The 23573-nt window shown below is 45.2% G+C and carries 27 protein-coding genes; 1 reads left to right on the top strand and 26 read right to left on the bottom strand.

The window, feature by feature from the left end; genetic code table 11:
• Window positions 1-68: 68 nt before the first annotated feature.
• From D1970_RS01430 to metG, 15 genes are all read right to left on the bottom strand, one after another.
• On the bottom strand, window positions 69-707 hold the full coding sequence (locus D1970_RS01430; protein ID WP_119111107.1) for a 50S ribosomal protein L25/general stress protein Ctc: 639 nt from the start codon (window positions 705-707) through the stop codon (window positions 69-71).
• Window positions 708-850: 143 nt separating this feature from the next.
• Window positions 851-1807, bottom strand: a complete 957-nt coding sequence (locus D1970_RS01425) for a ribose-phosphate diphosphokinase (protein ID WP_119111106.1) — start codon at window positions 1805-1807, stop codon at window positions 851-853.
• Window positions 1808-1823: 16 nt separating this feature from the next.
• Window positions 1824-3197, bottom strand: a complete 1374-nt coding sequence (glmU, locus tag D1970_RS01420; RefSeq protein ID WP_119111121.1) for a bifunctional UDP-N-acetylglucosamine diphosphorylase/glucosamine-1-phosphate N-acetyltransferase GlmU — start codon at window positions 3195-3197, stop codon at window positions 1824-1826.
• A 225-nt stretch (window positions 3198-3422) separates the two neighbouring features.
• Complete coding sequence (gene spoVG, locus D1970_RS01415; RefSeq protein WP_027322572.1) at window positions 3423-3713, bottom strand: septation regulator SpoVG; 291 nt, start codon at window positions 3711-3713, stop codon at window positions 3423-3425.
• Between the two features lie 188 nt (window positions 3714-3901).
• On the bottom strand, window positions 3902-4276 hold the full coding sequence (locus tag D1970_RS01410) for a RidA family protein (RefSeq protein WP_119111105.1): 375 nt from the start codon (window positions 4274-4276) through the stop codon (window positions 3902-3904).
• 15 nt (window positions 4277-4291) lie between these two features.
• On the bottom strand, window positions 4292-5119 hold the full coding sequence (gene purR / locus D1970_RS01405; protein WP_119111104.1) for a pur operon repressor: 828 nt from the start codon (window positions 5117-5119) through the stop codon (window positions 4292-4294).
• A gap of 56 nt (window positions 5120-5175) precedes the next feature.
• A complete protein-coding gene (gene ispE, locus D1970_RS01400; RefSeq protein ID WP_119111103.1) occupies window positions 5176-6045 on the bottom strand; it encodes a 4-(cytidine 5'-diphospho)-2-C-methyl-D-erythritol kinase in 870 nt (289 codons plus the stop codon).
• A 222-nt stretch (window positions 6046-6267) separates the two neighbouring features.
• On the bottom strand, window positions 6268-6447 hold the full coding sequence (locus tag D1970_RS01395; protein ID WP_119111102.1) for a small, acid-soluble spore protein, alpha/beta type: 180 nt from the start codon (window positions 6445-6447) through the stop codon (window positions 6268-6270).
• A 151-nt stretch (window positions 6448-6598) separates the two neighbouring features.
• On the bottom strand, window positions 6599-6862 hold the full coding sequence (gene veg, locus D1970_RS01390; RefSeq protein ID WP_119111101.1) for a biofilm formation stimulator Veg: 264 nt from the start codon (window positions 6860-6862) through the stop codon (window positions 6599-6601).
• Window positions 6863-7108: 246 nt separating this feature from the next.
• Window positions 7109-8014, bottom strand: coding sequence for a sporulation peptidase YabG (yabG, locus tag D1970_RS01385; RefSeq protein ID WP_281373594.1), 906 nt, complete (start codon window positions 8012-8014; stop codon window positions 7109-7111).
• Window positions 8015-8119: 105 nt separating this feature from the next.
• Window positions 8120-8998, bottom strand: a complete 879-nt coding sequence (gene rsmA / locus D1970_RS01380; protein ID WP_119111100.1) for a 16S rRNA (adenine(1518)-N(6)/adenine(1519)-N(6))-dimethyltransferase RsmA — start codon at window positions 8996-8998, stop codon at window positions 8120-8122.
• The gene (gene rnmV / locus D1970_RS01375) at window positions 8991-9551 is read right to left on the bottom strand and encodes a ribonuclease M5 (protein WP_119111099.1); all 561 of its coding nucleotides are present in this window, start codon (window positions 9549-9551) and stop codon (window positions 8991-8993) included. Before rnmV ends, rsmA begins: the two co-directional genes overlap by 8 nt.
• A gap of 210 nt (window positions 9552-9761) precedes the next feature.
• Window positions 9762-10946: a resuscitation-promoting factor gene (locus D1970_RS01370; RefSeq protein WP_119111098.1), complete on the bottom strand. Its 1185-nt coding sequence runs from the start codon at window positions 10944-10946 to the stop codon at window positions 9762-9764.
• A 238-nt stretch (window positions 10947-11184) separates the two neighbouring features.
• The gene (locus D1970_RS01365; protein WP_119111097.1) at window positions 11185-11952 is read right to left on the bottom strand and encodes a TatD family hydrolase; all 768 of its coding nucleotides are present in this window, start codon (window positions 11950-11952) and stop codon (window positions 11185-11187) included.
• Between the two features lie 285 nt (window positions 11953-12237).
• A complete protein-coding gene (gene metG, locus D1970_RS01360; RefSeq protein WP_119111096.1) occupies window positions 12238-14181 on the bottom strand; it encodes a methionine--tRNA ligase in 1944 nt (647 codons plus the stop codon).
• Between the two features lie 472 nt (window positions 14182-14653).
• Here metG and abrB point away from each other — a divergent pair, with 472 nt between their 5' ends.
• Window positions 14654-14938 (top strand): transition state genes transcriptional regulator AbrB, encoded by a 285-nt coding sequence (abrB, locus tag D1970_RS01355; protein ID WP_119111095.1) that lies wholly within the window; start codon window positions 14654-14656, stop codon window positions 14936-14938.
• Window positions 14939-15368: 430 nt separating this feature from the next.
• On the opposite strand, the gene rsmI is transcribed toward abrB, so the two are convergent.
• From rsmI to D1970_RS01300, 11 genes are all read right to left on the bottom strand, one after another.
• Window positions 15369-16244, bottom strand: coding sequence for a 16S rRNA (cytidine(1402)-2'-O)-methyltransferase (rsmI, locus tag D1970_RS01350; RefSeq protein ID WP_119111094.1), 876 nt, complete (start codon window positions 16242-16244; stop codon window positions 15369-15371).
• Window positions 16222-16509 (bottom strand): GIY-YIG nuclease family protein, encoded by a 288-nt coding sequence (locus tag D1970_RS01345; RefSeq protein ID WP_119111093.1) that lies wholly within the window; start codon window positions 16507-16509, stop codon window positions 16222-16224. Before D1970_RS01345 ends, rsmI begins: the two co-directional genes overlap by 23 nt.
• Window positions 16496-17239, bottom strand: a complete 744-nt coding sequence (locus D1970_RS01340; protein ID WP_119111092.1) for a tRNA1(Val) (adenine(37)-N6)-methyltransferase — start codon at window positions 17237-17239, stop codon at window positions 16496-16498. The genes D1970_RS01345 and D1970_RS01340 overlap by 14 nt, the downstream gene beginning before the upstream one ends.
• A 142-nt stretch (window positions 17240-17381) precedes the next feature.
• Complete coding sequence (yabA, locus tag D1970_RS01335; RefSeq protein ID WP_119111091.1) at window positions 17382-17747, bottom strand: DNA replication initiation control protein YabA; 366 nt, start codon at window positions 17745-17747, stop codon at window positions 17382-17384.
• Between the two features lie 13 nt (window positions 17748-17760).
• A complete protein-coding gene (locus D1970_RS01330; protein WP_119111090.1) occupies window positions 17761-18591 on the bottom strand; it encodes a PSP1 domain-containing protein in 831 nt (276 codons plus the stop codon).
• On the bottom strand, window positions 18584-19591 hold the full coding sequence (gene holB / locus D1970_RS01325; protein ID WP_119111119.1) for a DNA polymerase III subunit delta': 1008 nt from the start codon (window positions 19589-19591) through the stop codon (window positions 18584-18586). The genes D1970_RS01330 and holB overlap by 8 nt, the downstream gene beginning before the upstream one ends.
• A gap of 39 nt (window positions 19592-19630) precedes the next feature.
• Window positions 19631-20071 carry a YaaR family protein gene (locus D1970_RS01320; RefSeq protein WP_119111089.1) on the bottom strand — a complete coding sequence of 147 codons (441 nt, stop codon included), beginning with the start codon at window positions 20069-20071 and terminating at the stop codon, window positions 19631-19633.
• A 29-nt stretch (window positions 20072-20100) separates the two neighbouring features.
• Complete coding sequence (gene darA / locus D1970_RS01315; RefSeq protein ID WP_119111088.1) at window positions 20101-20430, bottom strand: cyclic di-AMP receptor DarA; 330 nt, start codon at window positions 20428-20430, stop codon at window positions 20101-20103.
• 139 nt (window positions 20431-20569) lie between these two features.
• Window positions 20570-21211 (bottom strand): dTMP kinase, encoded by a 642-nt coding sequence (gene tmk / locus D1970_RS01310; RefSeq protein WP_119111087.1) that lies wholly within the window; start codon window positions 21209-21211, stop codon window positions 20570-20572.
• Between the two features lie 26 nt (window positions 21212-21237).
• Complete coding sequence (locus tag D1970_RS01305) at window positions 21238-22665, bottom strand: aminotransferase class I/II-fold pyridoxal phosphate-dependent enzyme (protein WP_119111086.1); 1428 nt, start codon at window positions 22663-22665, stop codon at window positions 21238-21240.
• A 158-nt stretch (window positions 22666-22823) separates the two neighbouring features.
• A complete protein-coding gene (locus D1970_RS01300; protein ID WP_246370327.1) occupies window positions 22824-23027 on the bottom strand; it encodes a sigma factor G inhibitor Gin in 204 nt (67 codons plus the stop codon).
• Window positions 23028-23573: the final 546 nt, after the last annotated feature.

Below are 23573 nucleotides of genomic sequence, written 5' to 3'. Positions count from 1 at the left end.
ACCATTATTCCAGCTTTTCCTTATCTACGTTAAAAGACGTAACCCAGAAGGTTACGTCTATTCTGCTGCTACTTCTCGCTTGCTTTTGTTTCTCTGCCTTCCTCATTTTCAGGTATTCCGGGCTCTTGTTGTTCCCCGCTATTGATTTCCTCCTCCTGTTTAGGAGGAAGAATGGAAACGATGACCGTTTCCTCATCATCCTGAATCTGAAAGTCCAGAGTGCCTTTTTTAATGTCCGCCACGGTAAGGTTCTCACCAACCTGCAGCGAGCTGATGTCCACATCCAATGATGGCGGGATATTGTTTGGCGTCGCTGTTATGGAAAGCTCATGCACTGGCTGCTGCATGACGCCTCCGTCTTTCACTCCGGCTGCTTTGCCAGTCAGGTTGATTCTGACGTTGGCGCTGACCTCCGTTGACATATCCACTGCCAAAAAATCAGCATGGAGGATTTCCCGCTTAATCGCGTCCTCCTGGTAGCTGCTCAAAATGACATTCTGGCTGCTTCCGCCTACATTAAGTGAAATGACTCCATTCCGGCCTACCTCGCGGATTATTTTCTGGAAATCAGCCCCGCTAACATACACCGGTCTGCTGTCAACGCTGTTTCCGTATACGACAGCAGGAATATTCCCTTCATTTCGAAGCTTTCTCAGACTTGAAGTCCTTAAATCCGTACGTTCTTTTGCATTCAATACCGAGCTCATAAAAAAGATCCCCTTCCATATATTGAATGATGGCTCTTTATAAAAAATGCCCTAAAACAGGAAGGTTTAAACCCAAAAAGCATCGGTGCCTGCAATGAAACAGCTTAAGACTTGCCGTTAAGCAAGCCTAGACTGTATACTAATCAATCAAACAATGTGCTAACGGACTGTTCTTCGTGGACGCGGATGATGGCTTCGCCAATCAATGGAGCCACAGATAGCTCGACAATTTTCCCGATCCGTTTTTCATCCTCAAGTGCAATTGTATTGGTAACGACCAATTCCTTGATTTTCGATTGCTCGATCCGTTCAATTGCCGGCCCGGAAAGAACTGGATGTGTACAGCATGCATGAACTTCAAGCGCACCGTTTTCCACAAGAGCATTGGCAGCTAGTGTGATAGTGCCTGCCGTATCGATGATGTCATCAATCAGGATGGCAACCTTACCTTCAATGTGTCCGACAATGTTCATGACTTCAGCAACATTCGGTTTTGGACGGCGTTTATCAATGATGGCAATTGGCGCTTTCAGGCGTTCTGCCATTTTTCTTGCCCTTGTCACACCGCCGTGGTCAGGAGAAACAATGACGATGTCTCTGCCAAGCATTCTGTTCTTGAAGTACTCTGACAAAATTGGCACACCCATAAGGTGGTCAATCGGAATATCAAAGAATCCCTGGATTTGCGGTGCATGCAAATCAAGCGTGATGACACGCGTCGAACCGGCTGTCTCAAGCAGGTTTGCAACAAGCTTGGCAGTAATCGGTTCACGAGCCCGCGCTTTACGGTCCTGACGGGCATATCCGTAATACGGAATAACGATATTGATTGTCTTGGCAGATGCGCGTTTTAAAGCATCAATCATAATCAGGAGCTCCATGATATGCTCATTGACAGGAGAGCTTGTGGATTGGATGACGAATACATCGCAGCCGCGGATGCTTTCTTCGATATTGATCTGGATTTCACCGTCGCTGAAACGCGAAACTGAACATTTTCCCAGCTCGACACCGATTACTTTTGCGATTTCTTCTGCAAGTTCGGGATTGGAATTCAAGCTAAATACTTTTAAATTAGGGTCTAAATACTGATTTGACATGGTGGACCTCCAAGAATTATTTCCGTACATTCATTTTTTCTACGTAATTTTCCTTGTTCACCTGACGGGCACGAGCAATTGCAAGCGCCTCTCCAGGAACATCTTCTGTCACCGTTGAACCTGCTGCCACATAGGCTCCCTTTCCAACAGTCACCGGGGCGACGAGGTTGGAATTGCAGCCAATGAATACACCGTCTTCAATTTTCGTCAGATGTTTGTTTTTCCCATCATAGTTTACCGTAATAGAGCCGCAGCCAAGGTTCACATCGCTGCCAACTTCTGCATCTCCAATATAGCTTAAATGCGAAGCTTTGCTTCCTTTTCCAAACACGGCTTTTTTAATTTCGACAAAGTTGCCGATCTTCACTTCATCATGGATATCCGACTGAGGGCGGATATGGGCAAACGGCCCTATGGCCACAGTTGAACCCACGCTGCTGTCAAAAACAGCAGACTGGCGGATTACTGTAGCACTTCCAATGGAAGAGTTGCTGATTTCCGAATTCGGTCCAATCACACAGTCCGGGCCAATGGCTGTCTTGCCTGAAATCACCGTTCCCGGGTAAATGACTGTATCCTGGCCAATCACTGCGTCCGTATCAATATAGGTGCCTGCAGGATCAATGATGGTAACACCGTTCCTCATATGGTGCTCGTTGATCCTTTTTCTCATGAGTCGTTCCGCTTCAGCCAGGGCAACCCTGTCATTGACACCCATCGTTTCTTCGAAATTGTCCGTGATATAAGCAGAAACAATTTCGCCCTGCTTTTTCAGAATTTCAATAACATCGGGTAAGTAGTATTCACCCTGGGCGTTGTCGTTGGATACATTCTCAATTGCTTCAAACAATGCCTGATTATCAAAGCAATATGTACCTGTATTAATTTCCCCGATTTGCAGTTCTTCTTCCGATGCATCCTTATGCTCGACGATTTTCTCGACAAAGCCTTCTTCGCTCCTAACAATCCTTCCGTAGCCGGCTGGATTGGCAGTACAAGCTGTCAGGACCGTTGCTTTTGCCTTGCTCTTCTCATGGTGAAGGAAAAGCGCTTCCATTGTTTGAGCTGTCACAAGCGGTGTGTCGCCGCATACAACAAGAGTTAGCCCTTCTTTGCCGCCGAGAATATGCTTTGACTGAAGGACAGCATGTGCTGTACCCAACTGTTCTTCCTGCAGGGCATACTCACATTTTCCTCCAAGACGTGCCTTGACATTTTCAGCGCCGTGACCGACAATCGTCACAGCATCCTTTATATCAAGACTTCTTACCTGGTCAATAACATGCTCAACCATTGGTTTGCCGCACACTGGGTGAAGAACTTTATAGAGCTTTGATTTCATTCTCGTACCCTGTCCGGCTGCCAGAATGATTGCATAACGATTAGACATCAGCAGGCCTCCAATTACCTTTTTATCCATTAAGAATATATCCTAAATAACGATTCATTTCAACAAATGATAGCTATGTGAAACATTTAACATTTTAGTATAAAACCCGGGAATTCCGGAATTTGGAGAAAAAAAGAGGAAAAAGAGGTTTATCAACGGAAAAGCCTGGGTATTAAAAAAGAGCCTTACTTATGAAGTAGGCCCCCCTTGATTGTCTTATTCTCTTTATGATGCACCGGCTTCTTCAAATTCCACTTCAAGTTCACCTAAACGGTGGTATTCAGCCAGCACGGCTTCCTGGATCTTACCTCGAGTGCCAGAATTGATCGGGTGGGCAATATCCCTGAACTCACCATCAGGAGTACGCTTGCTTGGCATTGCCACGAACAATCCGTTATTTCCATCAATGACACGAATATCATGAACCACGAATTCGTTATCAAGAGTGATGGAAGCAATTGCTCTCATCCGTCCATCTGTAGTCACACGGCGCAATCTTACGTCAGTTACTTCCATTCTGTTCACCACCTTTTTGCGGATAGATAAAATCTATGTTATATAATTCAACAGCAAACATGGATTTCCTTCCTCGGGAGGTATTTTTTTTGAAAAAGTAGGGCAATTTGGTGAACTTATGCCATTAGACCTACAGTTGTTAGTATAAGGAAAAATAACTGGTAGAAATAACTGCAAAAAAACGCCCGTTACTTAACGAGCGCCACTGCTTCTATTTCCACGAGCGCATCCTTCGGAAGCCTTGCAACTTCAACAGTCGAGCGCGCTGGTTTGTGCGTATCGAAATACTCACCATACACTTCATTCAATTGAGCAAAATCATCCATGTTGCTGATAAAAACCGTTGTTTTGACAACAGTTTCAAAAGATGCGCCAGCTCCCTCAAGTACCGCCCGAAGATTTTGGAGCACCTGGTGCGTTTGTTCTTTAACTCCGCCCTCAATCATGACCCCTTGAGGCGTTAAAGGAATTTGGCCTGAACTAAAAAAAAGGTTATTGACAACAACTCCCTGTGAATATGGACCGATGGCCGCCGGTGCTTGATTAGTTTGGACTGCTTTCATGTCTACCACCCCTTGTTATGATTCTTTCCTTGTAAAAAAATTTCCTTCGCTGACGGTAATCCTTTTATCTTTTACATCGACATCCGATAAACGCACAAGCGACAGATACTCATCAATCAGCCGTTCTTCTGCATTTTCCGACTCTACAAGGACTGCTATGCCCGCAACCGTTGCTTTGAATTCCTCAAGAAGGTTCACCATCCCGGTTACAGTGCCGCCGGCTTTCATAAAATCATCGACAATGAGGACACGGGAACCTTCCGGAAGGCTGCGCTTGGACAATACCATTGTCTGGATCCGTTTTGATGATCCTGATACATAGTTGATGCTTACTGTTGAACCCTCTGTAACTTTTGGATCCCTTCTGACAATCACAACAGGAACATTAAGGTAGCTTGCCACTGCGTAGGCAATAGGAATTCCTTTCGTCGCCACTGTCATCACCACATCAATAGCAGGAGAGGAGTAGGCTGAGGCAATGATTCTTCCTACTTTTTTCACAATGGATGGGTTGCCCAAAATATCGTTCATGTACAAATACCCGCCTGGCAAAAGCCTTTCCGGGCTTTCCATAATCCCGCATAATTCTTCAATCAGCCCTTTTGCTTCCTCATCAGCTGCCTGGACATGGAATTTCACGCCTCCAGCTGCGCCTGGAACCGTCTGGAGAATGCCAATTCCCCTTTGCTCAAAAGTTTCTTTGATTATCCCAAGATCCTCACTGATCGATGACTTAGCAGATCCGTATCGTTCGGCAAAGAAAGTAAGTGGAACCAGTTCCCGGGGATGTTCAAGCAGATAATTTGTCATATCGATCAATCGTTCACTGCGCCGAAATTTCATTTGCGAACCTCCAAAACCCGAATATTCTATACTAAATATAGCATCAATATACGGATTCAATCAAGAGTATGTCTTTCTCCAAGCATTCTGACAGCAAATACCTGGTCACAGAACCCTCTGAGACCGTTATAGATGCGATGCATTCTTGAATCATGTTCAACAAGACTGAAAACCGTCGGACCGCTGCCGCTCATCAGGACAGCATCGGCACCAAATCGCTGCATCTGGTCCTTGATCTGCGCAACCTCTGGATGAAGGCCCAGGGTGACATCCTCCAGGACATTCCCGACTTCGTTGCACATCTTCCCGAAATCATTCGTCTCGATGGCTTTGATCATTTCTTTCGTATCAGGGTGCTTGACTGCGTTTACGTTAAGCTTTCGGTATACCTCGGCCGTAGAAACACCAATAAACGGTTTAGCAAGGACAATCCAGCATGTCGGAGGTGCAGGGAGCTGCATGATTTTCTCGCCTCTTCCAGTTGCCAGGGCTGTGCCTCCATAAACACAAAAGGATACATCGGAGCCGATTTCTGCTCCAAGCTCTGCAAGTTCGTCAAGGGAAAGACCAAGGCCCCATAGCTTATTGAGTCCTCTGAGAGCAGCGGCTGCGTCGCTGCTACCACCTGCCAGTCCAGCTGCCACTGGGACCATTTTTTCTATCATAATGGAAACACCCTGTTTGACATTGAACCTTTCTTTCAGCAGCAATGCCGCCTGATAAGCCAGGTTTCGGTGGTCATCCGGTACAAACCGGTTCTGTGAATTGATTTTGATTGTATCCCTGTCGAGCAATGTCAATTCGACACGATCGGCGAGATCAATCGTGGTCATCACCATTTCGACTTCATGGTAGCCATCAGGCCGTTTATATAAAACATCCAGTGATAGATTAATTTTAGCCGGCGCTTTTATTAAAAGCTTCAATCTTTCCACCTACTTTGACAAATTTCAACGATGCCAGTTTTTGTCCTATTTTACCACAAATTCGCCGAAGTAAGACTGATTGAAGTGAAAGATTCACTCATATCCCAATATTATTCAAAAAAGCTGGAGCATTATGCTCCAGCTTTGCCGCGTTTGCCGAGTTAGTTTAGGTGAAACGCTGCTGTTTTATCAGGCAGGACAGCAGGTAGCTCTGTTGTTAAGTTACCGTTTCTGGTCCATAAGCTGCTGCTCAGCAATTTCGATCGCACGTTTGACCATATTGCCCGCATCGCGCGCCCTGATGCCGCCCCATCCTTCCTTCTGGACGACATCATAGAAACCAAGTTCCTTGGCAAGCTCTTCTTTAAAGCCTTCCGACATAACTCCCCTTCTTCTGCCCACAGGTATCCCTCCTATGGCAAAGCGGCAGTCTTATTATTTTATAAAACCTCTGTAAGCATACACGGATGATTTTCCCTGTCACCTGCAGAAAGAAATAAAAGACAAATTAAAAAGCAGAGAACGCTTGTCCACTGCCAGTTATTTATGAACCCTAGCTTAGGGCGATGTTACCTGCTGCATCTTCATAGAAAGTAATTTGCACCGTTTCCGTCAAAACATCCGCATAGCTATATGATACACGTTCGAAAGCATTCTCATCCTGGTCCAGTTCGATGACAAAGACGGAAGGATAAGTTTCAGCTAAAACACCTGAACGCTCGATCGTCTTTCTGCGTCCACCGTTCGCTTTCAGCAAAAGTCTTTTTCCCAAATTTGAATCAAGAGCTTTTTTGATATCCGATAATGTTTTTGGCATTCGATCCACCTCACTATTGTCAAGTATAACACGTTGACCCTATTTCGTCAAACAAAAACATAAATTATATCAGTCCGCAAAATTAAATGTCAACATTTTTTCATCGGTTTTTCCTTTTATTTTTGAACATTTTTAGCGTGACCCTTTTGGGGATAAATTATGTAAGCAAAAAAAAATAAACCCGGAACCCCGATTCTGCCCCAGCATAAAAAAAACAGCCGCATATCCGGCGGCTGTCAACTACTCTTAATACTTTTTATTGAATGGCATTCCTGTTCTTAAAACGCCTTTTGTCTCAATCCCGCCAAGCCCTTTATCGCCTGTCAGGGTATTCCTCAGTACATCCCAGACATTGATCCTTTCCATAAAAGGTGTAAAGCTTATTTTCGACACGATATAAACCGGATCAAGCGCATGGATGTTCACCCGGGACGGGGAACTGGCAAAGTTTGCTCCAGCCTGGATAAGAGATTCAAAATGTGATTGGCATGCACCTGCAAATATGACAAGCTGATCGAGATGCGGAACTTTCTTTCTCGCTTCTTTAACCGTCTGACCAAAATGCCAGGAATGGCGGTATGCATTGATGTCTCCAGGTTCGCCTTTTGATTTTGAATAGGCATCATGCCCCGTGACGACCAGGATATCAGGCCGGTAAGTTTCTATCAGCCCGCCAATCTTGGACGACATTTCCCTTTCATTACAGTGGATTCCGTAAACAGGAACGCCCACTTTTTCATACAAAGTAAGACATTTCTTAAGGTAATTGCTGTCGCCATCAAGATGGAGAACCCTTCCGGGCATCTGAAAATAGCTTTTCGACTTGCTGTATCCTTCAGTCACCTCATACTCCTGCTTCTGAAGGAGCAAGTCGACATCCTGGCGAAACAGCCTGAAAGACTGCTCTTCCAATGACCTGCACTCTTCCGTAAGACGCTGTACCTTTACCGCGTCCATCCGCACCAAGTCCTCATACGGGGCATCTGCTGCAAGCCGGAAGTCTTCTCCGTAAAGAATGACTGTCTTTTTCCCGTTCTCCACCCTTATATCGATGACCCGGAACATTATATCGCAGTTATAGGAAAGCCTTCCGACAATATCCATGAGTCCTATGTTCACCATCGTCACTCCAAGCAGCCCGCAGCCGGGCATCCAAGAATATTTTTCCTTTGATAGGCTATGCAGAGGCTGGGATACATGTGAAACACGGCAGCTTTTGCTTGGTAGACAAAAAAAAGCCCGCATGCGCGGACTTTTTTATGAGAATATAGGGTACAGCTCGTCGCTAAGTCGAGCAAACTCTTCAATCGATAAGGTTTCTCCCCTGCGGGACTCTTCGATTCCTGCCGCCTTCAGCGCTGCAATAATCTGTTCTTTCTTATTTTTCCCGTCAGGAAGCTGGCTCGTCAAATTATTGAGGATTGTTTTCCTTCTCTGGGCAAAACTTGACCTCGACACAAAGAAAAAGAATTTTTCATCTTTTACTTTTACTGCAGGTTCCTCCCTCACCATCAGCCTGATGACAGCACTATCGACATTAGGCTGAGGGACAAAAACCGTTTTCGGTACGCCCATCACCGTTTCAGCCACTGTGTAATATTGGACAGCGATCGATAGAGAGCCGTACTCCTTCGTTCCCGGCTTTGCTGTGATCCGGTCGGCCACTTCCTTCTGGAGCATGCCGACAATTCCTTTGATCGGCAATTTCTCTTCAAGAAGCTTCATGATAATCGGCGTGGTGACATAGTACGGAAGATTCGCAACAACCATCAGCTCGCTGCCTTCTTCCCCTTCTTCCTTCAGGACCTGCCTAACATCTGCTTTCAATATATCCTCATGGATCACTTTGACGTTCTCGTACGGTGACAGAGTATCGGCAAGGATAGGAAGCAGCCGCTGGTCAATCTCAAACGCAATGACCCTCCTGCTCCTTCTTGCCAGCTGTTCGGTTAGGGCCCCGATTCCCGGCCCAATCTCAATGGCCGCTGTTTCTTCTGTCAGCCCGGCATGGTCCACAATTCTTTTTAAAATATTGGTGTCAATCAAAAAGTTCTGTCCCAGACTCTTCTTAAAGGAAAAACCATACTTGTCCAGTATTTCCTTTGTCCTGACAGGTGTTGCGATGTCTTTATGCATGTGTATCCTCCCGTCTGACTGTTTCAACAGCTGCTGCAAATTCTGTTTCGCTGATTTCGAACATCATCAGCCTTTTATGGAGCTGCTTCCCGTTCGTATATCCGATTTTTAATAACTTTCCAAGCTTTTCCCGTCTTTCCTTTGCACCGGGGCCTGCAATCAGCCCAGCTGTCACCAGGTCATCAAAAGTGATGCATTCCCGTGCTGTTTCATTCATCATCACGGCATCCTTTAAGGCCTGCCGGATTGTTTCTGCCGATGCGTGTTCAACCCCGACACCCCGGCCATGCTTCGGCAATCCCTGTTCCTTTTCTATGAACGCATGCTTACAGCCCGATACTTCTTCAGCAATGGTCTTGCGGATTTTTTCGCCCGGATAATCCGGGTCGGTAAATATAATGGCACCCCTCGTCTTTTGAGCTCGCCGTATCATTTCAATCGTGGAGGGGCTGATGGCAGACCCGTTCGTTTCAATGGTATCTGCTTTCACTGCCCGAAGGACTGCTGTTGTATCGTCCTTTCCTTCCACCACAATGACTTCTCTAATTTTCATAATTCCTCCGTTTTTTATTTGAAAAATTTGAAACAAAATTGAAACATTCAACGTCTATATAAATGAATCTCTTTCGGTCGATTTGTTTAATCATGTTTATTATACCTTAAAACCGAGTATCATAAAAATAAGCGCCAAAACACAAAATATTCTTTGGAACTTTTTTTATCGCAGTAAAAAAGCAGGGGATTTCTCCCCTGCTTCGGCACACTAATTAAGAATTTTAATTTTCACACGTCTTGTTCCCCAGCGATAGGCATCAGACTTCGACGGGAAGAATACATCAATTTTGTAACCTTTGATTGCAGAACCTTTGTCTGCTGCAATCGCGTATCCGTATCCCTCAACATAAACCTTTGTGCCAAGCGGGATCACGCTTGGATCGACTGCGATTACTTTGGCATTCGGGTTCGCCCTTAGATTATAGCCTGTTGCGGTAAAGCCTGAACAGCCATTGCAATCCGCCGTATAGGCAGTGGAAGCCACATAGTATTCCTTGCCCTGAGGCTCTTCCTGGCCTCGTGACACTTGCTGGACAACAACTTTGGAGCCCATCGCAAGCACTTTATCCTGCTTATCTTTCAGCTTCTTCTCACTGATAAGTTTTCTGGAAACTTCCTTGCCATTTTCAAGGATGACTTCGTAACTCTTTGAGACCAATCCATCCTGTCCTTCTGTAACCACTTCCTGTTTCCCGCGTTCCAGATTGCTGTCATTTTTCGTGACAACGGCAAACTTGATTGGTTCTTCCACTACATCGGTGACTTTTTCAATTTTGATGACATTAATCACGGCGTTTTTTGTGACTGTCTCTTTAAGTGTAGGTTCAACCCGATCCATCTTACTCAGTTTAACCCCTTGCTGTGATAAAAAGTCAGCGACCGTAGTCGAAGTTGACCATAATTTCTGTTCTTTCCCGCCCACAACGAGCTTAAGCGGAAAAGCCCTCTGAATAGCAATGTGTGCATTCTTTTTCAATTTTGCGTCCGGGCTTGGGCTTACTTTGTCATGCTTACCGAGGACAATGTCCTGCTCCTCCAGGAACTCTTTTACTGTGTCCGCTGAAGACCAATACGTTTTCTTATCTTTTTCTTGCAAGACTGTGACCGGCTTTGCGGGTTTCCACACAATCTCCAGGTCGTCCCTTATCTTTGTGTTCGCTTCATGCGATAAATAGTCTTCCTTGCCAAGAGAGATGTCTAGTTCATCGAATATATCCTGAACGGTGTCTGCGTGTGTTTTTACAACTTTTTCTTGGCCATCCAGTGTCAAAGCAACCGTCTTCTTCGTACCTTCGTACATGAAGAAACCAAGAGCCACTGTGAACACTAGCAAACTAGCAGAAAGGATCGCCAGCTTCCTTCTACTCAAAGATTGGGAAAACATGTTTTTCATATTTATATTTGCTATGAAAAACGCCTCCTTTACTCGAGTGATTATATAGATAACGCTGCCGATATGTCAACCTGGCCCTCCTTTCGATAGAACGCAATCATAATTATGCAAGAACCCCTTGTAAAAATAAAGAAAGAGTTCTCGACACGGTTATCCTATGTGACAGGAGTTCCGTGTAGAACGTTTAGAAATGAGAAAAATTCAGACAAGTAGGCTTATAAATCGACAGCATCTCCTATCATTTTATGCCGAAAACTTTTTTTGCATTTCGGGTTGTAGCCTCGGCAATTTCTTCAAATGTTGCGCCTTTCAGTTCAGCAATTTGGCTTGCAACTAATTTTACATATGCCGGTTCGTTCCTCTTCCCTCTGTAGGGATGCGGAGCGAGATACGGACAATCTGTTTCAATGAGCAAGCGGTCGAGCGGAACTGCCTCCGCCACTTCTTTTGGCTTTTTGGCATTTTTAAATGTGACTGGGCCGCCCAGGGAGATATAGAAATTCATGTCCAGGCATTGTTCTGCCGTTTCCGGGCTTCCGCTGAAGCAATGCATGATGCCGCCTACCTCGCTAGCGTTTTCTTCCTTCAGGATTTCCATGATATCCGAGGTGGCCTCACGGTTATGAATTACAATCGGAAGCTGAACCTCTTTGGCAAGCCGGATCTGCTTCCGGAAGACTTCTTTCTGAACTTCTTTCGGCGATTTATCCCAGTAATAGTCAAGGCCCATTTCACCAAGAGCGACAACTTTCGGATGTGATGACAGTTCCTTGATCCAATCAAGGTCTGCGTCAGTCATATCGATGGCATCAACAGGGTGCCAGCCTACACTTGCATAGATAAAATCGTGCTCTTCACAGAGCTCGATCGCTCTTTCAATCGTTGGCCGGTCAAAGCCGACAACAACCATATATTCAACCCCTTCGGACCTTGCCCTTTCGATTACGTCAGGGAGATCTTCTTGGAATTGTTCCGCATTTAGGTGGACGTGCGTGTCAAACAGCATCGTTTTAACTCCTTTGGGTATACTATATTGTTCTTGTGGTTCTTTCTGTTTATGTCCTATTTCCTGCAATTTTGTTTCCAGTATTCCCAGCCTCTTGAATTTACCTAATCTTCTGTCGGTTTTGCAACTATTTTGCCTCGGCCCGAAAAAAACATGAGCCAAAAGACATGAAAACCGGGCTGATTGCAGAAAATAAGAAAAACATAGAAATGTTTACCCGCCAATGTTACACGTGAAACATTTCTATGTTAACTTCAACCTTTTAAAGGCTTCCCGATCAGGCTATTACTTCACCCTCGCTCCAAGCGGCAATGACTCCGCCACGGATGCGAGCGCAAGCTTTCCATCCTTCGAACCCGCCAAAATCATCCCTTCGGACAATTCGCCGCGCAGCTTCACCGGCTTCAGGTTTGTAACGCAGATAACACGCTGCCCCTTCAGCTCCTCCGGTGTATAATGCTGTGCTATTCCAGAAACTACCTGCCGTTTTTCATAACCAAGGTCAAGCTGGAGCTTTAGAAGCTTGTCCGCTTTTTTCACAGGCTCTGCAGATATAACCTCAGCGACGCGCAATTCGACTTTCATGAAGTCATCGATGGCTATTTCAGGTTCCTGCTCGGGCTTTTCTTCTTTAGCCGGCAGAGTTCCCTGCATTTGCTCTTTGATGTAGGACACTTCTTCTTCCATATCCAGACGCGGGAATATCGGTTCTCCTTGAAGGACCTTTGTGCCTCCAGGGATTAAACCGAAGCCCTCTAATCCTTCCCAGCCTTTTAGCTTTTCATCCTGGATGTTCAGCTGACTGAATACTTTATCAGGTGTCCTTGTCAGGAACGGACGCAGAAGAATGGCAATCATGCGCAGTGATTCTGCAAGATGGACCATTACACTGCCAAGTTCAGCTTTCTTTTCCTCGTCCTTCGCAAGTACCCATGGCTGCTTCTCATCAATATACTTATTAGTCCGGCTGACTAGCTGCCAAATGGAAGTCAGCGCCACGGAAAACTCCATTTTTTCCATTGCTTCTTCATACTTTTCAACCGTCTCTTTGTTCATTTCGAGGAGCTGCTGTTCAAACTCTCCCTCAGAACCTGTGTAGGACGGAATCTCACCGTCGAAATACCTGTTGATCATGGCAACTGTCCTGTTTAAAAGGTTCCCCAGGTCATTTGCTAGGTCAAAGTTGATTCTTTCAACAAACCCTTCTGGTGTAAATACGCCGTCTGAGCCAAAAGGAACTTCACGAAGCAAGTAATAGCGAAGTGCATCAAGTCCATAACGGTCAATCAGCATGACAGGATCCACTACATTCCCTTTGGATTTGGACATTTTCCCATCCTTCATCAGCAGCCAGCCATGCGCGAATACTTTTTTCGGCAAAGGCAGATCAAGCGCCATCAGCATGATTGGCCAATAGATGGTGTGGAAACGGACGATTTCTTTACCGACAATGTGGACATCGGCAGGCCAGTAGTTCAAGTATTTCGAGTCATCATCCGTACCATATCCCAGCGCGGTAATATAGTTGGACAAAGCGTCTATCCATACATATATGACATGCTTTGCATCCCCTGGCACTTTAATGCCCCAATCGAACGTTGTCCGTGAAACGGCAAGATCCTCAAGACCCGGTTTGATAAAATTGTTGATCATTTCATTTTTTCTCGATTCAGGCTGGATGAAATCAGGGTTTTCCTCATAATACTGCAAGAGCCTGTCCGCATACTTGCTCATCTTGAAGAAATACGACTCTTCCTTGACAAGCTCTACAGGACGGCCGCAATCCGGGCAGTTCCCTTCCTTGAGCTGGCGGTCTGTGTAAAAGGATTCACAAGGTGTACAATACCAGCCTTCATATTGATCCAGGTAAATATCCCCCTGTTCCAGCAAATGCGCAAATATCTTTTGGACAATTTGCTTATGCCGGTCTTCTGTTGTCCGAATAAAATCGTTATAGGAAATGTCTAGCTTTCCCCATAGCTCTTGAATCCCTGAAACAATCTCGTCTACATACTGCTGCGGGGTTACTCCTTTTTTCTCAGCATTTCTCTGGATTTTCTGGCCGTGTTCATCAGTACCTGTCAAATACATGACATCATAGCCGCGGAGCCTCTTATATCTTGCCATTGCATCGCCAGCGACCGTTGTATAGGCATGACCAATATGAAGATTGCCACTTGGATAATAAATTGGCGTTGTGAGATAAAACGTCTTTAACTTTTCCTCCATCACAATTTCCTCCTTATTTGAACTCCCTGCTGTTTTTTGCCGAGCCTTTAGACCCCGTCAGGAACAGCCTGAAAAGCTTAAGTAATCAATACATCATTATCCTCAAAATATACCTAATAATGCTAAATAACGCAACTTCACGAAAACGGAATTAAAACCCCAAAATCCGGTGTATCTGGAAAACGTGCGTTAGTGTTGGATTCTGTCGAAATTTATTTCGATTCCCAAAAAATACTTTCTGAACAAAAACATTTTAATAATAAATCTCTACTAATTTGTTTCTATTAAATATTTTAAATACCGGAAAAACCTTATTACACCAAGGTTTTATTGCATTTCTAAAATCTATTAAAAAATTAAAATAAAATTATTGACGTATATGGGAATGGCTGGTATTATTAAAAATATAAAAATAAATGTCGAAAAATGACGAATCATAGAAAAACCCATCATGGAGAGGAGATTATTTATTATGAAATCTACTGGTATCGTACGTAAGGTTGACGAGCTTGGCCGTGTGGTTATTCCGATTGAACTGAGAAGGACTTTGGGAATTGCTGAGAAAGACGCTCTTGAAATTTATGTGGATGATGACAAAATCATCTTGAAAAAATACAAGCCAAACATGACTTGCCACGTCACTGGCGAAGTATCCGACAACAACATCACTCTTGCTGGTGGCAAGCTGATCCTAAGCCGTGAAGGTGCAGAACAGCTTTTGAAAGAGATTCAAGATTCTTTCGAGCCAGTAAAATAATTACAATACAAGTAAGCTTCTCCCAAGTGGAGAAGCTTTTTTTTATAAGTAAGATGGGCTAGATGGTGCGTGAGGTGAGCTTTTTTTAATTAAACTAGCTACTGATATGGCGTTTTTCAGCTTGATTGGAGTTCCTGGTGCTTTTGAACAAGCTGATTTTTCGGGATATCTACCAATTTTGGCGATATATCAACCATCCATGGAGAGATATCTGCCATCACGGAACGGATATCGAGCACCTATCAGGTTATATCAACCAAACCGCCATTTACCTTCCGCTTTTCTTTGTCCAGCTGCGACGGACAGGAAGTCCAAGTGCTGAGATTGCGCACAGGACTTGCGCGCCCTTAGCGTTATAAGTCAACATCGAATCGCTAACGCTCTTCGTGTTTCCTTTATCGCGCATTAACGGGCGTTTACGCTTTTCTTTTCACTCTACATGAAAGGCTTGGTAGACTTCTCTTTTATTTATGTTCCGGTCTTTTGCTGCCTTTTTGATGGCGTCTTTTGATGACAATCCTTCCTCGTTCATGTAGTGTTCAACATGACCGGCGAGTGTTAGTTCCTCCCACCAATCATCCTCTTTATTTTCCTCTATTTGGCCTGACCCTTCAACGATAAGACAGAATTCTCCGCGGGTTTCCCCTGTTTCAGCCCAGCTTCTTGCTTCTGGAATGGTTCCTCTGATAAACTCCTCAAATTTCTTCGTCAGTTCCCTACACAAAACAATTTTTCTGCAGCCGAGCGCTTCTTCCATTAGGGAGAGTGTTTCCTTCAGCCGATGCGGCGCTTCGTAGAAAATCATCGTCGCTTCCTGTTTTGCTAAGATTGCAAGCTCTTTGCGCTTTTCTTTTTTGCTTCGGTTAAGGAAACCGTAGAAGAAAAACGGCTGCGGCACAAGCCCGGAAGCAATCAGCGCGGTAAGAGCAGCATTTGCTCCCGGGAGCGGCACAACAGCTACCCCTTCTTCTATCGCAGCTGTCACTAGTTCATAGCCCGGATCGGAAATAGTCGGCATCCCTGCATCACTTACCACAGCAACCTTTTCTCCCCGTTTTACCCTTTCGACAATTTTCTGTCCGCTTGCTCCCTTATTGTGCTCATGGTAACTAGCAACAGGCGTGGAAATTTCAAAGTAATTGCACAGCTTTTTGGTGTTCCTTGTATCTTCGGCCGCTATCAAATCCGCTTCCTTGAGAATCCTGATGGCCCTGAAGCTCATATCTTCAAGATTTCCAATCGGCGTAGGCACGAGATAGAGAATCCCTTTTTCATTTTCCCGTTCAAAGCTTTTTTGCTGCTGCATATTGGCCACCTGTCTCTTTCATTAAGAAATCTTCTTTTTTTCTGCGCGTCCACTGTTTAAAAGCGTATTCCGCCTTAAGCGCCATTCCCTTTTCAGGATACTCACAGAAGTACACAATGCGGACTGGTCCCCTGCCCCTCGTGTATTTTGCTCCCCGTCCTTCATTATGGAGCTTTAGCCTGCGCTCTAGATTATTCGTATAGCCTGCGTACAAGCTGCCGTCACGGCAGGATAATACATAAAAATAATGCTTATCCTCTTCCATATAAGATTTCCTTTACCGCCTCGGTATACTCGTCATTCTCATTGTAGACAACCAGAGGCTCAAGTATCTTTAAATCCGGCTTCCCGTCCTTGATTCCTTCAATAAGGAGGGTATTGGCATCCTTGCCGGCCTTAGGATAGACAAATTGGATGCGCTTTGGTTCAATCCTGTACTTCCGCATTGTTTCAATAATGTCAATCAGGCGCCCGGGCCTATGGACGAAAGCTACTTTTCCTCCCTGTTTAACAAGCTGGCTTGAAACTCTGACTGCATCGTCAAGCGTGCAGAGAATCTCATGCCGAGCGATCGCCAGGTGCTCGTTTTCATTTCTTTCTCTTTTCATTGGTGTTGGGAAATATGGTGGATTGCACGTGACCACATCGTATTTTCCATAGCCAAGCATTTTCGGCATCTCCTTGATATCACCATGCACCATCGTGATCTGTTCTTCCAGTCCATTGTAGGAAATGCTTCGCTGCGCCATGTCATGCAGCCTTTCCTGAATTTCGACACCAGTCAGAGTCCCTTTTGTCCTCGTACTTAAAAAGAGAGGGATTACGCCATTTCCGCTGCATAAATCAATCAAGTTCCCTTTTTGGATCGGGACATAGACAAACTTTGCAAGCAGCACGGCATCAAGCGAAAATGCAAAAACGGATGGGCTCTGGATAATCCTCAAGTTTTCCGCCAACAGGCAGTCGAGCCTTTCATCCTCTTTCAGATTGACCATAGTGTACCTCCGGAATAAGCTATTGCTTTAAAATCGTGCGATGCTAATGCTTCCGACACCTTCATTGGTGGCTGGACAGTGATCGAAGCATGCTTTCTTATCTCTTGAAAAATAGCCTCCCCTGTACGGGGGAGGCCACATTTTACTTTTTATTAAGGAAAGATAAACAAAACAGGCAGTCTCCCTCTTTGCGCGGGCTGCCAAAATGCAGGTTGCAAATATGGAAGCCTTCCTGGTAAAGACGGGCAAGATTATCATAGCCTTCCCCAATATCCATTGGATTATGGTCCTTACCCGCTTTCCCCTTGCCGCTTTTCTTCCCTTTAGCATCCTTTGTCTCCGCGGTTTGCTCCAGACGGCGTCTTAAATGTTCATTTTCAATCTTTAACGTATTGTTCTCTTCAAGAACTTCCGCTAAATGCTGTTTAAACTCGCCAAGCTGCTGATACAGGTTGCCAATTTGCGATTCCATATTACTGACTGCGTCGAAAATTTCTTTTTTATCCACCTTTTCCACCTCATTAATCCGTGGATGATTGTATCGAAACGGCGCCTTCTTTCAGCACTTCTTCAAGCGTATACTCAAGCACCCGCTCCTGCCCGGTAACGTCTACCTGCATGATTCGCTCCAGTATATTCAGCCCCACGACTTTCCCCGGGCCGTTCGGAGTGACGATGATCTCGCCAATGTCCGGCAGCAGCTCCTTCGCTGTTTCATACTCATCGTTCTCATATTTCAAACAGCACATCAGCCGGCCGCACAGACCTGAAATTTTGGTAGGATTGAGGGAAAGGTTTTGGTCCTTTGCCATTTTAATCGATACGGGATCAAAATCCCCCAAGAAAGTTGAACAGCACAGCATCCTGCCGCATGGCCCGATTCCGCCAAGCATTTTGGCCTCATCACGGACGCCGATTTGCCGAAGCTCAATCCTTGTCCTGAAAATTGACGCCAAATCCTTGACGAGCTCCCGGAAATCAACCCTTCCATCCGCAGTAAAGTAAAAAATCACTTTATTGCGGTCGAATGTATATTCAACATCGACAAGCTTCATATCAAGCTGATGCTCATTCACTTTTTCAGAACATATATTATACGCTTCTGAGGCAGCTGCTTTATTTTCCTCGACTATGAGACGATCCTTATGATCCGCAATCCTGACGACTTTTTTGAGCGGAAGGACAACATCGTTTTCACCCACCTGCTTGCGGCTGGTCACGGCCCGTCCGTATTCCACGCCCCTCACCGTTTCCACGATAACGAAATCGTCTTTCTCTATTGGGAGATCTGCGGGATCAAAGTAATATATCTTCCCCGCTTTTTTAAAGCGGACACCTACTACATCATACAAATGAAGATCCCTCCTGCAATTTTAACACCAGCTCTTCCATCATTAGCTGGGGGTTCATATTGGCCTGCAGTTTCCTTTTTGATTCCAGGATTGCTGCCATTTGTTCGGTCAGACGCCGTCCGGATGTCTGCAGCGCATATTGCTCCAAGCGGGAACGTTCACCCAGGTTGACAATTTTCTCTGTCTTGCCAAGCTGGATATATAATAAATCCTTAAAAATAAGAAGTAATAAATCCAAACCGCGATCGATTTGTGCTTTTTCCTTAAAGTGCGGAAACCAATCTTCCTGAAGCATCACCATAGCTTCAAGAGGTTTTTTTTTCAACACTTCATACAATTTTACCACTATTTTTTGTGCTTGTGCAAACCAATCATCACGGCTAAGTTCCAGCGCTTCCTCGAGGTTATTCGTCAGTTGCGCCAACACCCGTGACATGTGTGGGTTTACCGCTTCTTCTTCCAGTCCTCTCTCCATGTTTGTGGAGGATAATGGCCGAAATCCAATAATTTGGCACCTTGAAATAATGGTTGGCAGCATTTGCTGCGCCTGTTCTGTCATTAAAATAGCCAGCGTCCCGGGATGCGGTTCCTCTAGAAACTTGAGGAGGCTGTTGGCAGCATTTGAAGTCATCCTGTCCGCATGGACAATGGTATAGAGCTTCTTACTAGACTCTACCCCGGTCTTGGAGAACTCCTCCTGCAGGCTATGTATCTGCGCTTTTTTTATGGAAAGGCCATCCGGTTCGACAACATGGATATCCGGATGATTACCATGATTGATCCTTCTGCAGTTCACACACATTTCGCATGGTTTATAGCCGTCTTCAGGCGAATGGCAGAAAACACTTTTTGCCATGAGGAGACCGATTTCTTTTTTACCGGTCCCCCTGTTCCCTTCAAATAAATAAGCGTGGGCGACCCGGTCTTTGAGTATACTGTTCTTTAGCATCTTCAGCGCAGTCGGCTGCAAGCGTTCCAATTCGTCCCACGTTTTTGCCAATTCCATCACTCTCTTACATTAAAAATTAGCATTTCCTCATTACGTATATAAATTGATTAATAGTCCTTTGATTTCGCCGATCTTCCCAAGAATGTCGATTGGCAGCTCTTCCTTGTTCATGATCGACTCTGTAAGTTCCACAAGCTTCTCATCGATTGTTTTGACAGTCTTGAGAGACCTTCCCTCGCCGTATTGGTTCCAGCTGTGAGATTGCTTCAATCCCATTCCGAAGTCGACCGTTTCCTTTACGAACTGTTTCACAAGTGTCTTAAACTTCGCCATGTCCTTGAATGTCCTCGACCTTGCCAGCCTTTCCCCTGCTGTATTTATTTCACTTAAAAGCTGCTGCAGCTGGCTGACATGCATTTTATGCTCCTGCTTCTGGACAAGATCATTAAATTTAATGCTGCCTGATGGCAGGTGCTTTTGTTCCTGCCTGATATTATCGATTCCAAGTCTCATATCCTGATTTATTTTCATCTTTCAGTGTTCCTCCGCCCGCATTGCTTTTAAAATTGGTGAAACTGTTCCACAGGCATTACAAAAACAGTTGCCCCGCCAACTTCCACTTCAACGGGATATGGGACATAGGAATCTGCATTTCCTCCCATTGGAGAGACGGGTGCTACCAGCTGATCCCTCGACTTGCAGTTATCCCTGATAATCTGCAGCGCTTTTTCCACTCTGATATCTTCGACCCCTATGATAAACGTGGTATTACCTGATTTCAAAAATCCGCCGGTGCTCGCGAGTTTCGTTGCCCGGAAATTGTGGTCAACAAGCGCATTTGAAAGACGGTTCGAATCCTGATCCTGCACCACAGCCATAATTAACTTCATATCGATTCCCTCCGTTGTTCGTAATCTTCCGTTCATTATTAATTCTATTATAACAGTATTTTAATGTGCAGACAGTGGCAAAACAGGAACTCCCAGCCTCTGCCATACACAAATTTGATGAAAAGCCTTAAAGATCACTTCAAGGCTTCATTCGCTGCAACAGTTCTTCAATTTTTTCAGACGCTTCCTTAAAAACCTGTTCCAAAGGCTGTGATGCATCAATCGTCACAATCCTTGAGGAAAATCTTTCTGCAAGCAAAAGATATCCTTCCCGGACTTTCCGATGGAACTCTATATTCTCCAAATCAAGCCGATTCACTTCATGATCTCTATGCTGATTAATCCTCTCGAGCCCTACTACAGGGTCGAGATCAAAGTAGATGGTTAAAATGGGCATCGTTTCTTCGATAGCAAACCGGTTAATCAAGTAAACTTCCTCGACACCGAGGCCCCTTGCATGGCCTTGGTAGGCAAGAGAACTGTCGATAAAGCGGTCACAGAGGACTATTTTCCCTGACCCCAGCGCGGGCTCGACCTTCTCAACAAGATGCTGCCGCCTCGCTGCAGCATAGAGGAGGGCTTCCGTTCTGGCATCCATCATGGTGTTTTCTTTTTTTAAAATAACCCCCCGAATCTGTTCGGAAATATCGATACCTCCCGGTTCACGGGTCGCAACAACATCTCTGCCTCCCTTGATCAGTTCGTTGGCCAGCATGTTGATAATTGTTGTTTTCCCTGCGCCCTCGGGGCCTTCGATGGAAATGAAACAACCACTGTTCATCTATAAATACCTCCAAAGTATATGCATCATTTTATAATTTTCAATAACCCTTCCTGCAAAAGGCTGCCCCCCTGGATTTTGGCTCCATGGCTGACTAAAAACAGCAGCTGTTCCACTTCTTCCTGTCTGATCCGTACACCTGGCATGCAAAGGGGTACACCGGGCGGGTATGGAATGATCATTTCTGCGCAAATCTGCCCGGCTGCTTCCGCAAGCGGCACTTTTACTTCGTCCATTTTACTGATTTCATGGAATCCTGCAGCCATGGTACTAAAAGGCTTCTGCACAAATAATGGAAAATCCGGCCCACATATGGCTGGGACGAGCTTTAAGGCCGCAGCTTTTATTTTTCCTGCAGCTTCATCCAGTCTATCAGACATGCCTTGCTTTAAAAGCGGCAGAACCAGAAGGACATGATAAGGATCTGCGAGTTCACTGTAAAGTCCTTCTTCTTCAAGCAGCCGCTGAAAATCGTATCCTGTCTGACCGCCAGCTAGCTTGATTGTCAACTTCAATGGGTCTCCGCCGTTTACTGGCAAAACGTCAAGATTTGGCATGCTTCCGATTTTATCTCGAAACTCCGTGATCCTACCTGCCAGCGCTTGTCTGTCCTTACATTTAAACGTCCCTAGATAGCTTCTGGCAAGATCGAGCGATGCCATGAGCGGATAGGAAGGACTGCTTGACTGGAGGGTTGCTAAATACTCTCCGACTTTTTCAAGTGACAGCCTGGTGCTGTTAATATGCAGGAAAGCACCCATCGTCATGGCTGGCAGCGTCTTGTGAGCCGACTGGACGATTGCATCCGCTCCTAGTGCGACAGCTGATGTGGGAAAGAATTCCCCTGCGATAAAATGAACGCCATGGGCCTCATCAACCAGTACGGGAATATTGCGGCTATGAGCAGCTTCAATGATTGCGCCGAGTTCATATACCATGCCAAAATAATTCGGGTATGTCAGGATGAGAGCTTTTGCAGCAGGAAACGCCTCGATCGCCGCTTTGACCGTTTCGAGGGATACCCCGCCTGCTATCTTTCCATCTTCCCCTATTTCGGGCCGCAAAAACACCGGATGTGCTTTTGCCATCCGAATTCCATTCATAATCGATTTATGTGAATTGCGCTGAACAAGCACAACATCATCTTCTCCAAGTGTTGCAAGGATCATCGCCAGATTGCCGACGGTTGATCCGTTAACAAGAAAATAGCTTTTTCTTGAACTGTACAGACTGCCCAACAGCTCCTCCGCTTCAAGAATCGCCCCTTCAGGGGAATGCAGGTCATCGAGCCCTGTTAGCTCAGTTGCATCAAGCTTAAGCATCTCTCTAAAGTACCTCTTTGCTTTTTCGGGAAATACCTCGCCGTACTTATGGCCCGGTACATGAAAAGATACAGGATCCGATTCCGCGTGGTGAATTAGCCGGTCATACAAAGGCGTCCTTTTCTGGTCCATACACTCACCATATTCCTAAAAAATAGTTACTTGTCTATTTTACCAAATCACCTCATGTTTTGCTCCGCCTTTTGTGGCACATAAGAGAATACATGACATAGAATGAAGGTTTTAGAGATTCATGGCTTTTGGCAAAAAAATAAAGCTCTTTTTGAGCTTTATGAATATATCTCTGGTTTGGTGACTTTTCTCAGCTGATGCACAAAAAATTTATAATTTGGATCGCTTGTTTCCGTATGAATCATTGTTTTCTCACATTCCGTGCAGATAAATGAAGTGTACAGATGTATGCCTGCTACCTTCTCCTGGCCGCAAACAACACAATTTTCCCCTGCCTGTTTTTTTTCGGAACTGTAATCCATTTCCTCCACCTCCATACACTTATTCTGCCCAGCAACATTTATTATATACAATTTTTCGAATAGTCGTTTCCAAAGATTACTTGATTTCTATTGTATGTGCCCCGCTGTCCATCTTTGTATGTCTTATGAAAAATGAACAGCATTTGTTTTGTGCCGCGCAAAGCAAGTTTGCCCCGTTTTGATTGACTTTCTCTCTTCATTGAATGGACAAGGCCGGCTCCAAATTAATCACTTTTCCTTATTGATATGCCGGACCCGGCCTGGATGGTGCGCGGAAGCAAGCTTTTTATATAAAAAGGTCTGCTGGAACTGCGTTTTTTTGGCCTGGCAGGAGGGTGGCTGCAGCTTTGTGGCTGGCTGTATTAGGTGATATCGACCAACTTTTGCGAGATGTCAAGCATCCTCAGAGCTATATCAATCAACTCGGGGCGGATATCGACCATCTATTGTGAGATATCAACCACCCCCACGCCGCCAGCTTTCAAACTGAAACAACAAAAAAAGAACAGCCGCAATGTGCTGTTCTTTCGCTTCGCCTGGCAGCGT

The organism is Mesobacillus zeae (genome assembly GCF_003570705.1).
Lineage (GTDB): Bacteria > Bacillota > Bacilli > Bacillales > Cytobacillaceae > Mesobacillus_C > Mesobacillus_C zeae.
This window is presented reverse-complemented; position numbering and strand designations above follow the sequence as displayed.

Excerpts from the sequence above, each read along its gene's own strand:
- D1970_RS01430 (WP_119111107.1), bottom strand. The coding sequence starts at position 707 with ATGAGCTCGGTATTGAATGCAAAAGAACGTACGGATTTAAGGACTTCA.
- D1970_RS01425 (WP_119111106.1), bottom strand. The coding sequence starts at position 1,807 with ATGTCAAATCAGTATTTAGACCCTAATTTAAAAGTATTTAGCTTGAAT.
- glmU (WP_119111121.1), bottom strand. The coding sequence starts at position 3,197 with ATGTCTAATCGTTATGCAATCATTCTGGCAGCCGGACAGGGTACGAGA.
- spoVG (WP_027322572.1), bottom strand. The coding sequence starts at position 3,713 with ATGGAAGTAACTGACGTAAGATTGCGCCGTGTGACTACAGATGGACGG.
- D1970_RS01410 (WP_119111105.1), bottom strand. The coding sequence starts at position 4,276 with ATGAAAGCAGTCCAAACTAATCAAGCACCGGCGGCCATCGGTCCATAT.
- purR (WP_119111104.1), bottom strand. The coding sequence starts at position 5,119 with ATGAAATTTCGGCGCAGTGAACGATTGATCGATATGACAAATTATCTG.
- veg (WP_119111101.1), bottom strand. The coding sequence starts at position 6,862 with ATGCCAAAAACATTATCGGATATCAAAAAAGCTCTTGATTCAAATTTG.
- yabG (WP_281373594.1), bottom strand. The coding sequence starts at position 8,014 with ATGCCCGGCTGCGGGCTGCTTGGAGTGACGATGGTGAACATAGGACTC.
- rsmA (WP_119111100.1), bottom strand. The coding sequence starts at position 8,998 with ATGCATAAAGACATCGCAACACCTGTCAGGACAAAGGAAATACTGGAC.
- rnmV (WP_119111099.1), bottom strand. The coding sequence starts at position 9,551 with ATGAAAATTAGAGAAGTCATTGTGGTGGAAGGAAAGGACGATACAACA.
- D1970_RS01370 (WP_119111098.1), bottom strand. The coding sequence starts at position 10,946 with ATGAAAAACATGTTTTCCCAATCTTTGAGTAGAAGGAAGCTGGCGATC.
- D1970_RS01365 (WP_119111097.1), bottom strand. The coding sequence starts at position 11,952 with ATGCTGTTTGACACGCACGTCCACCTAAATGCGGAACAATTCCAAGAA.
- metG (WP_119111096.1), bottom strand. The coding sequence starts at position 14,181 with ATGGAGGAAAAGTTAAAGACGTTTTATCTCACAACGCCAATTTATTAT.
- abrB (WP_119111095.1), top strand. The coding sequence starts at position 14,654 with ATGAAATCTACTGGTATCGTACGTAAGGTTGACGAGCTTGGCCGTGTG.
- rsmI (WP_119111094.1), bottom strand. The coding sequence starts at position 16,244 with ATGCAGCAGCAAAAAAGCTTTGAACGGGAAAATGAAAAAGGGATTCTC.
- D1970_RS01345 (WP_119111093.1), bottom strand. The coding sequence starts at position 16,509 with ATGGAAGAGGATAAGCATTATTTTTATGTATTATCCTGCCGTGACGGC.
- D1970_RS01340 (WP_119111092.1), bottom strand. The coding sequence starts at position 17,239 with ATGGTCAATCTGAAAGAGGATGAAAGGCTCGACTGCCTGTTGGCGGAA.
- D1970_RS01320 (WP_119111089.1), bottom strand. The coding sequence starts at position 20,071 with ATGAAAATAAATCAGGATATGAGACTTGGAATCGATAATATCAGGCAG.
- darA (WP_119111088.1), bottom strand. The coding sequence starts at position 20,430 with ATGAAGTTAATTATGGCTGTGGTGCAGGATCAGGATTCGAACCGTCTT.
- tmk (WP_119111087.1), bottom strand. The coding sequence starts at position 21,211 with ATGAACAGTGGTTGTTTCATTTCCATCGAAGGCCCCGAGGGCGCAGGG.
- D1970_RS01305 (WP_119111086.1), bottom strand. The coding sequence starts at position 22,665 with ATGGACCAGAAAAGGACGCCTTTGTATGACCGGCTAATTCACCACGCG.
- D1970_RS01300 (WP_246370327.1), bottom strand. The coding sequence starts at position 23,027 with ATGGATTACAGTTCCGAAAAAAAACAGGCAGGGGAAAATTGTGTTGTT.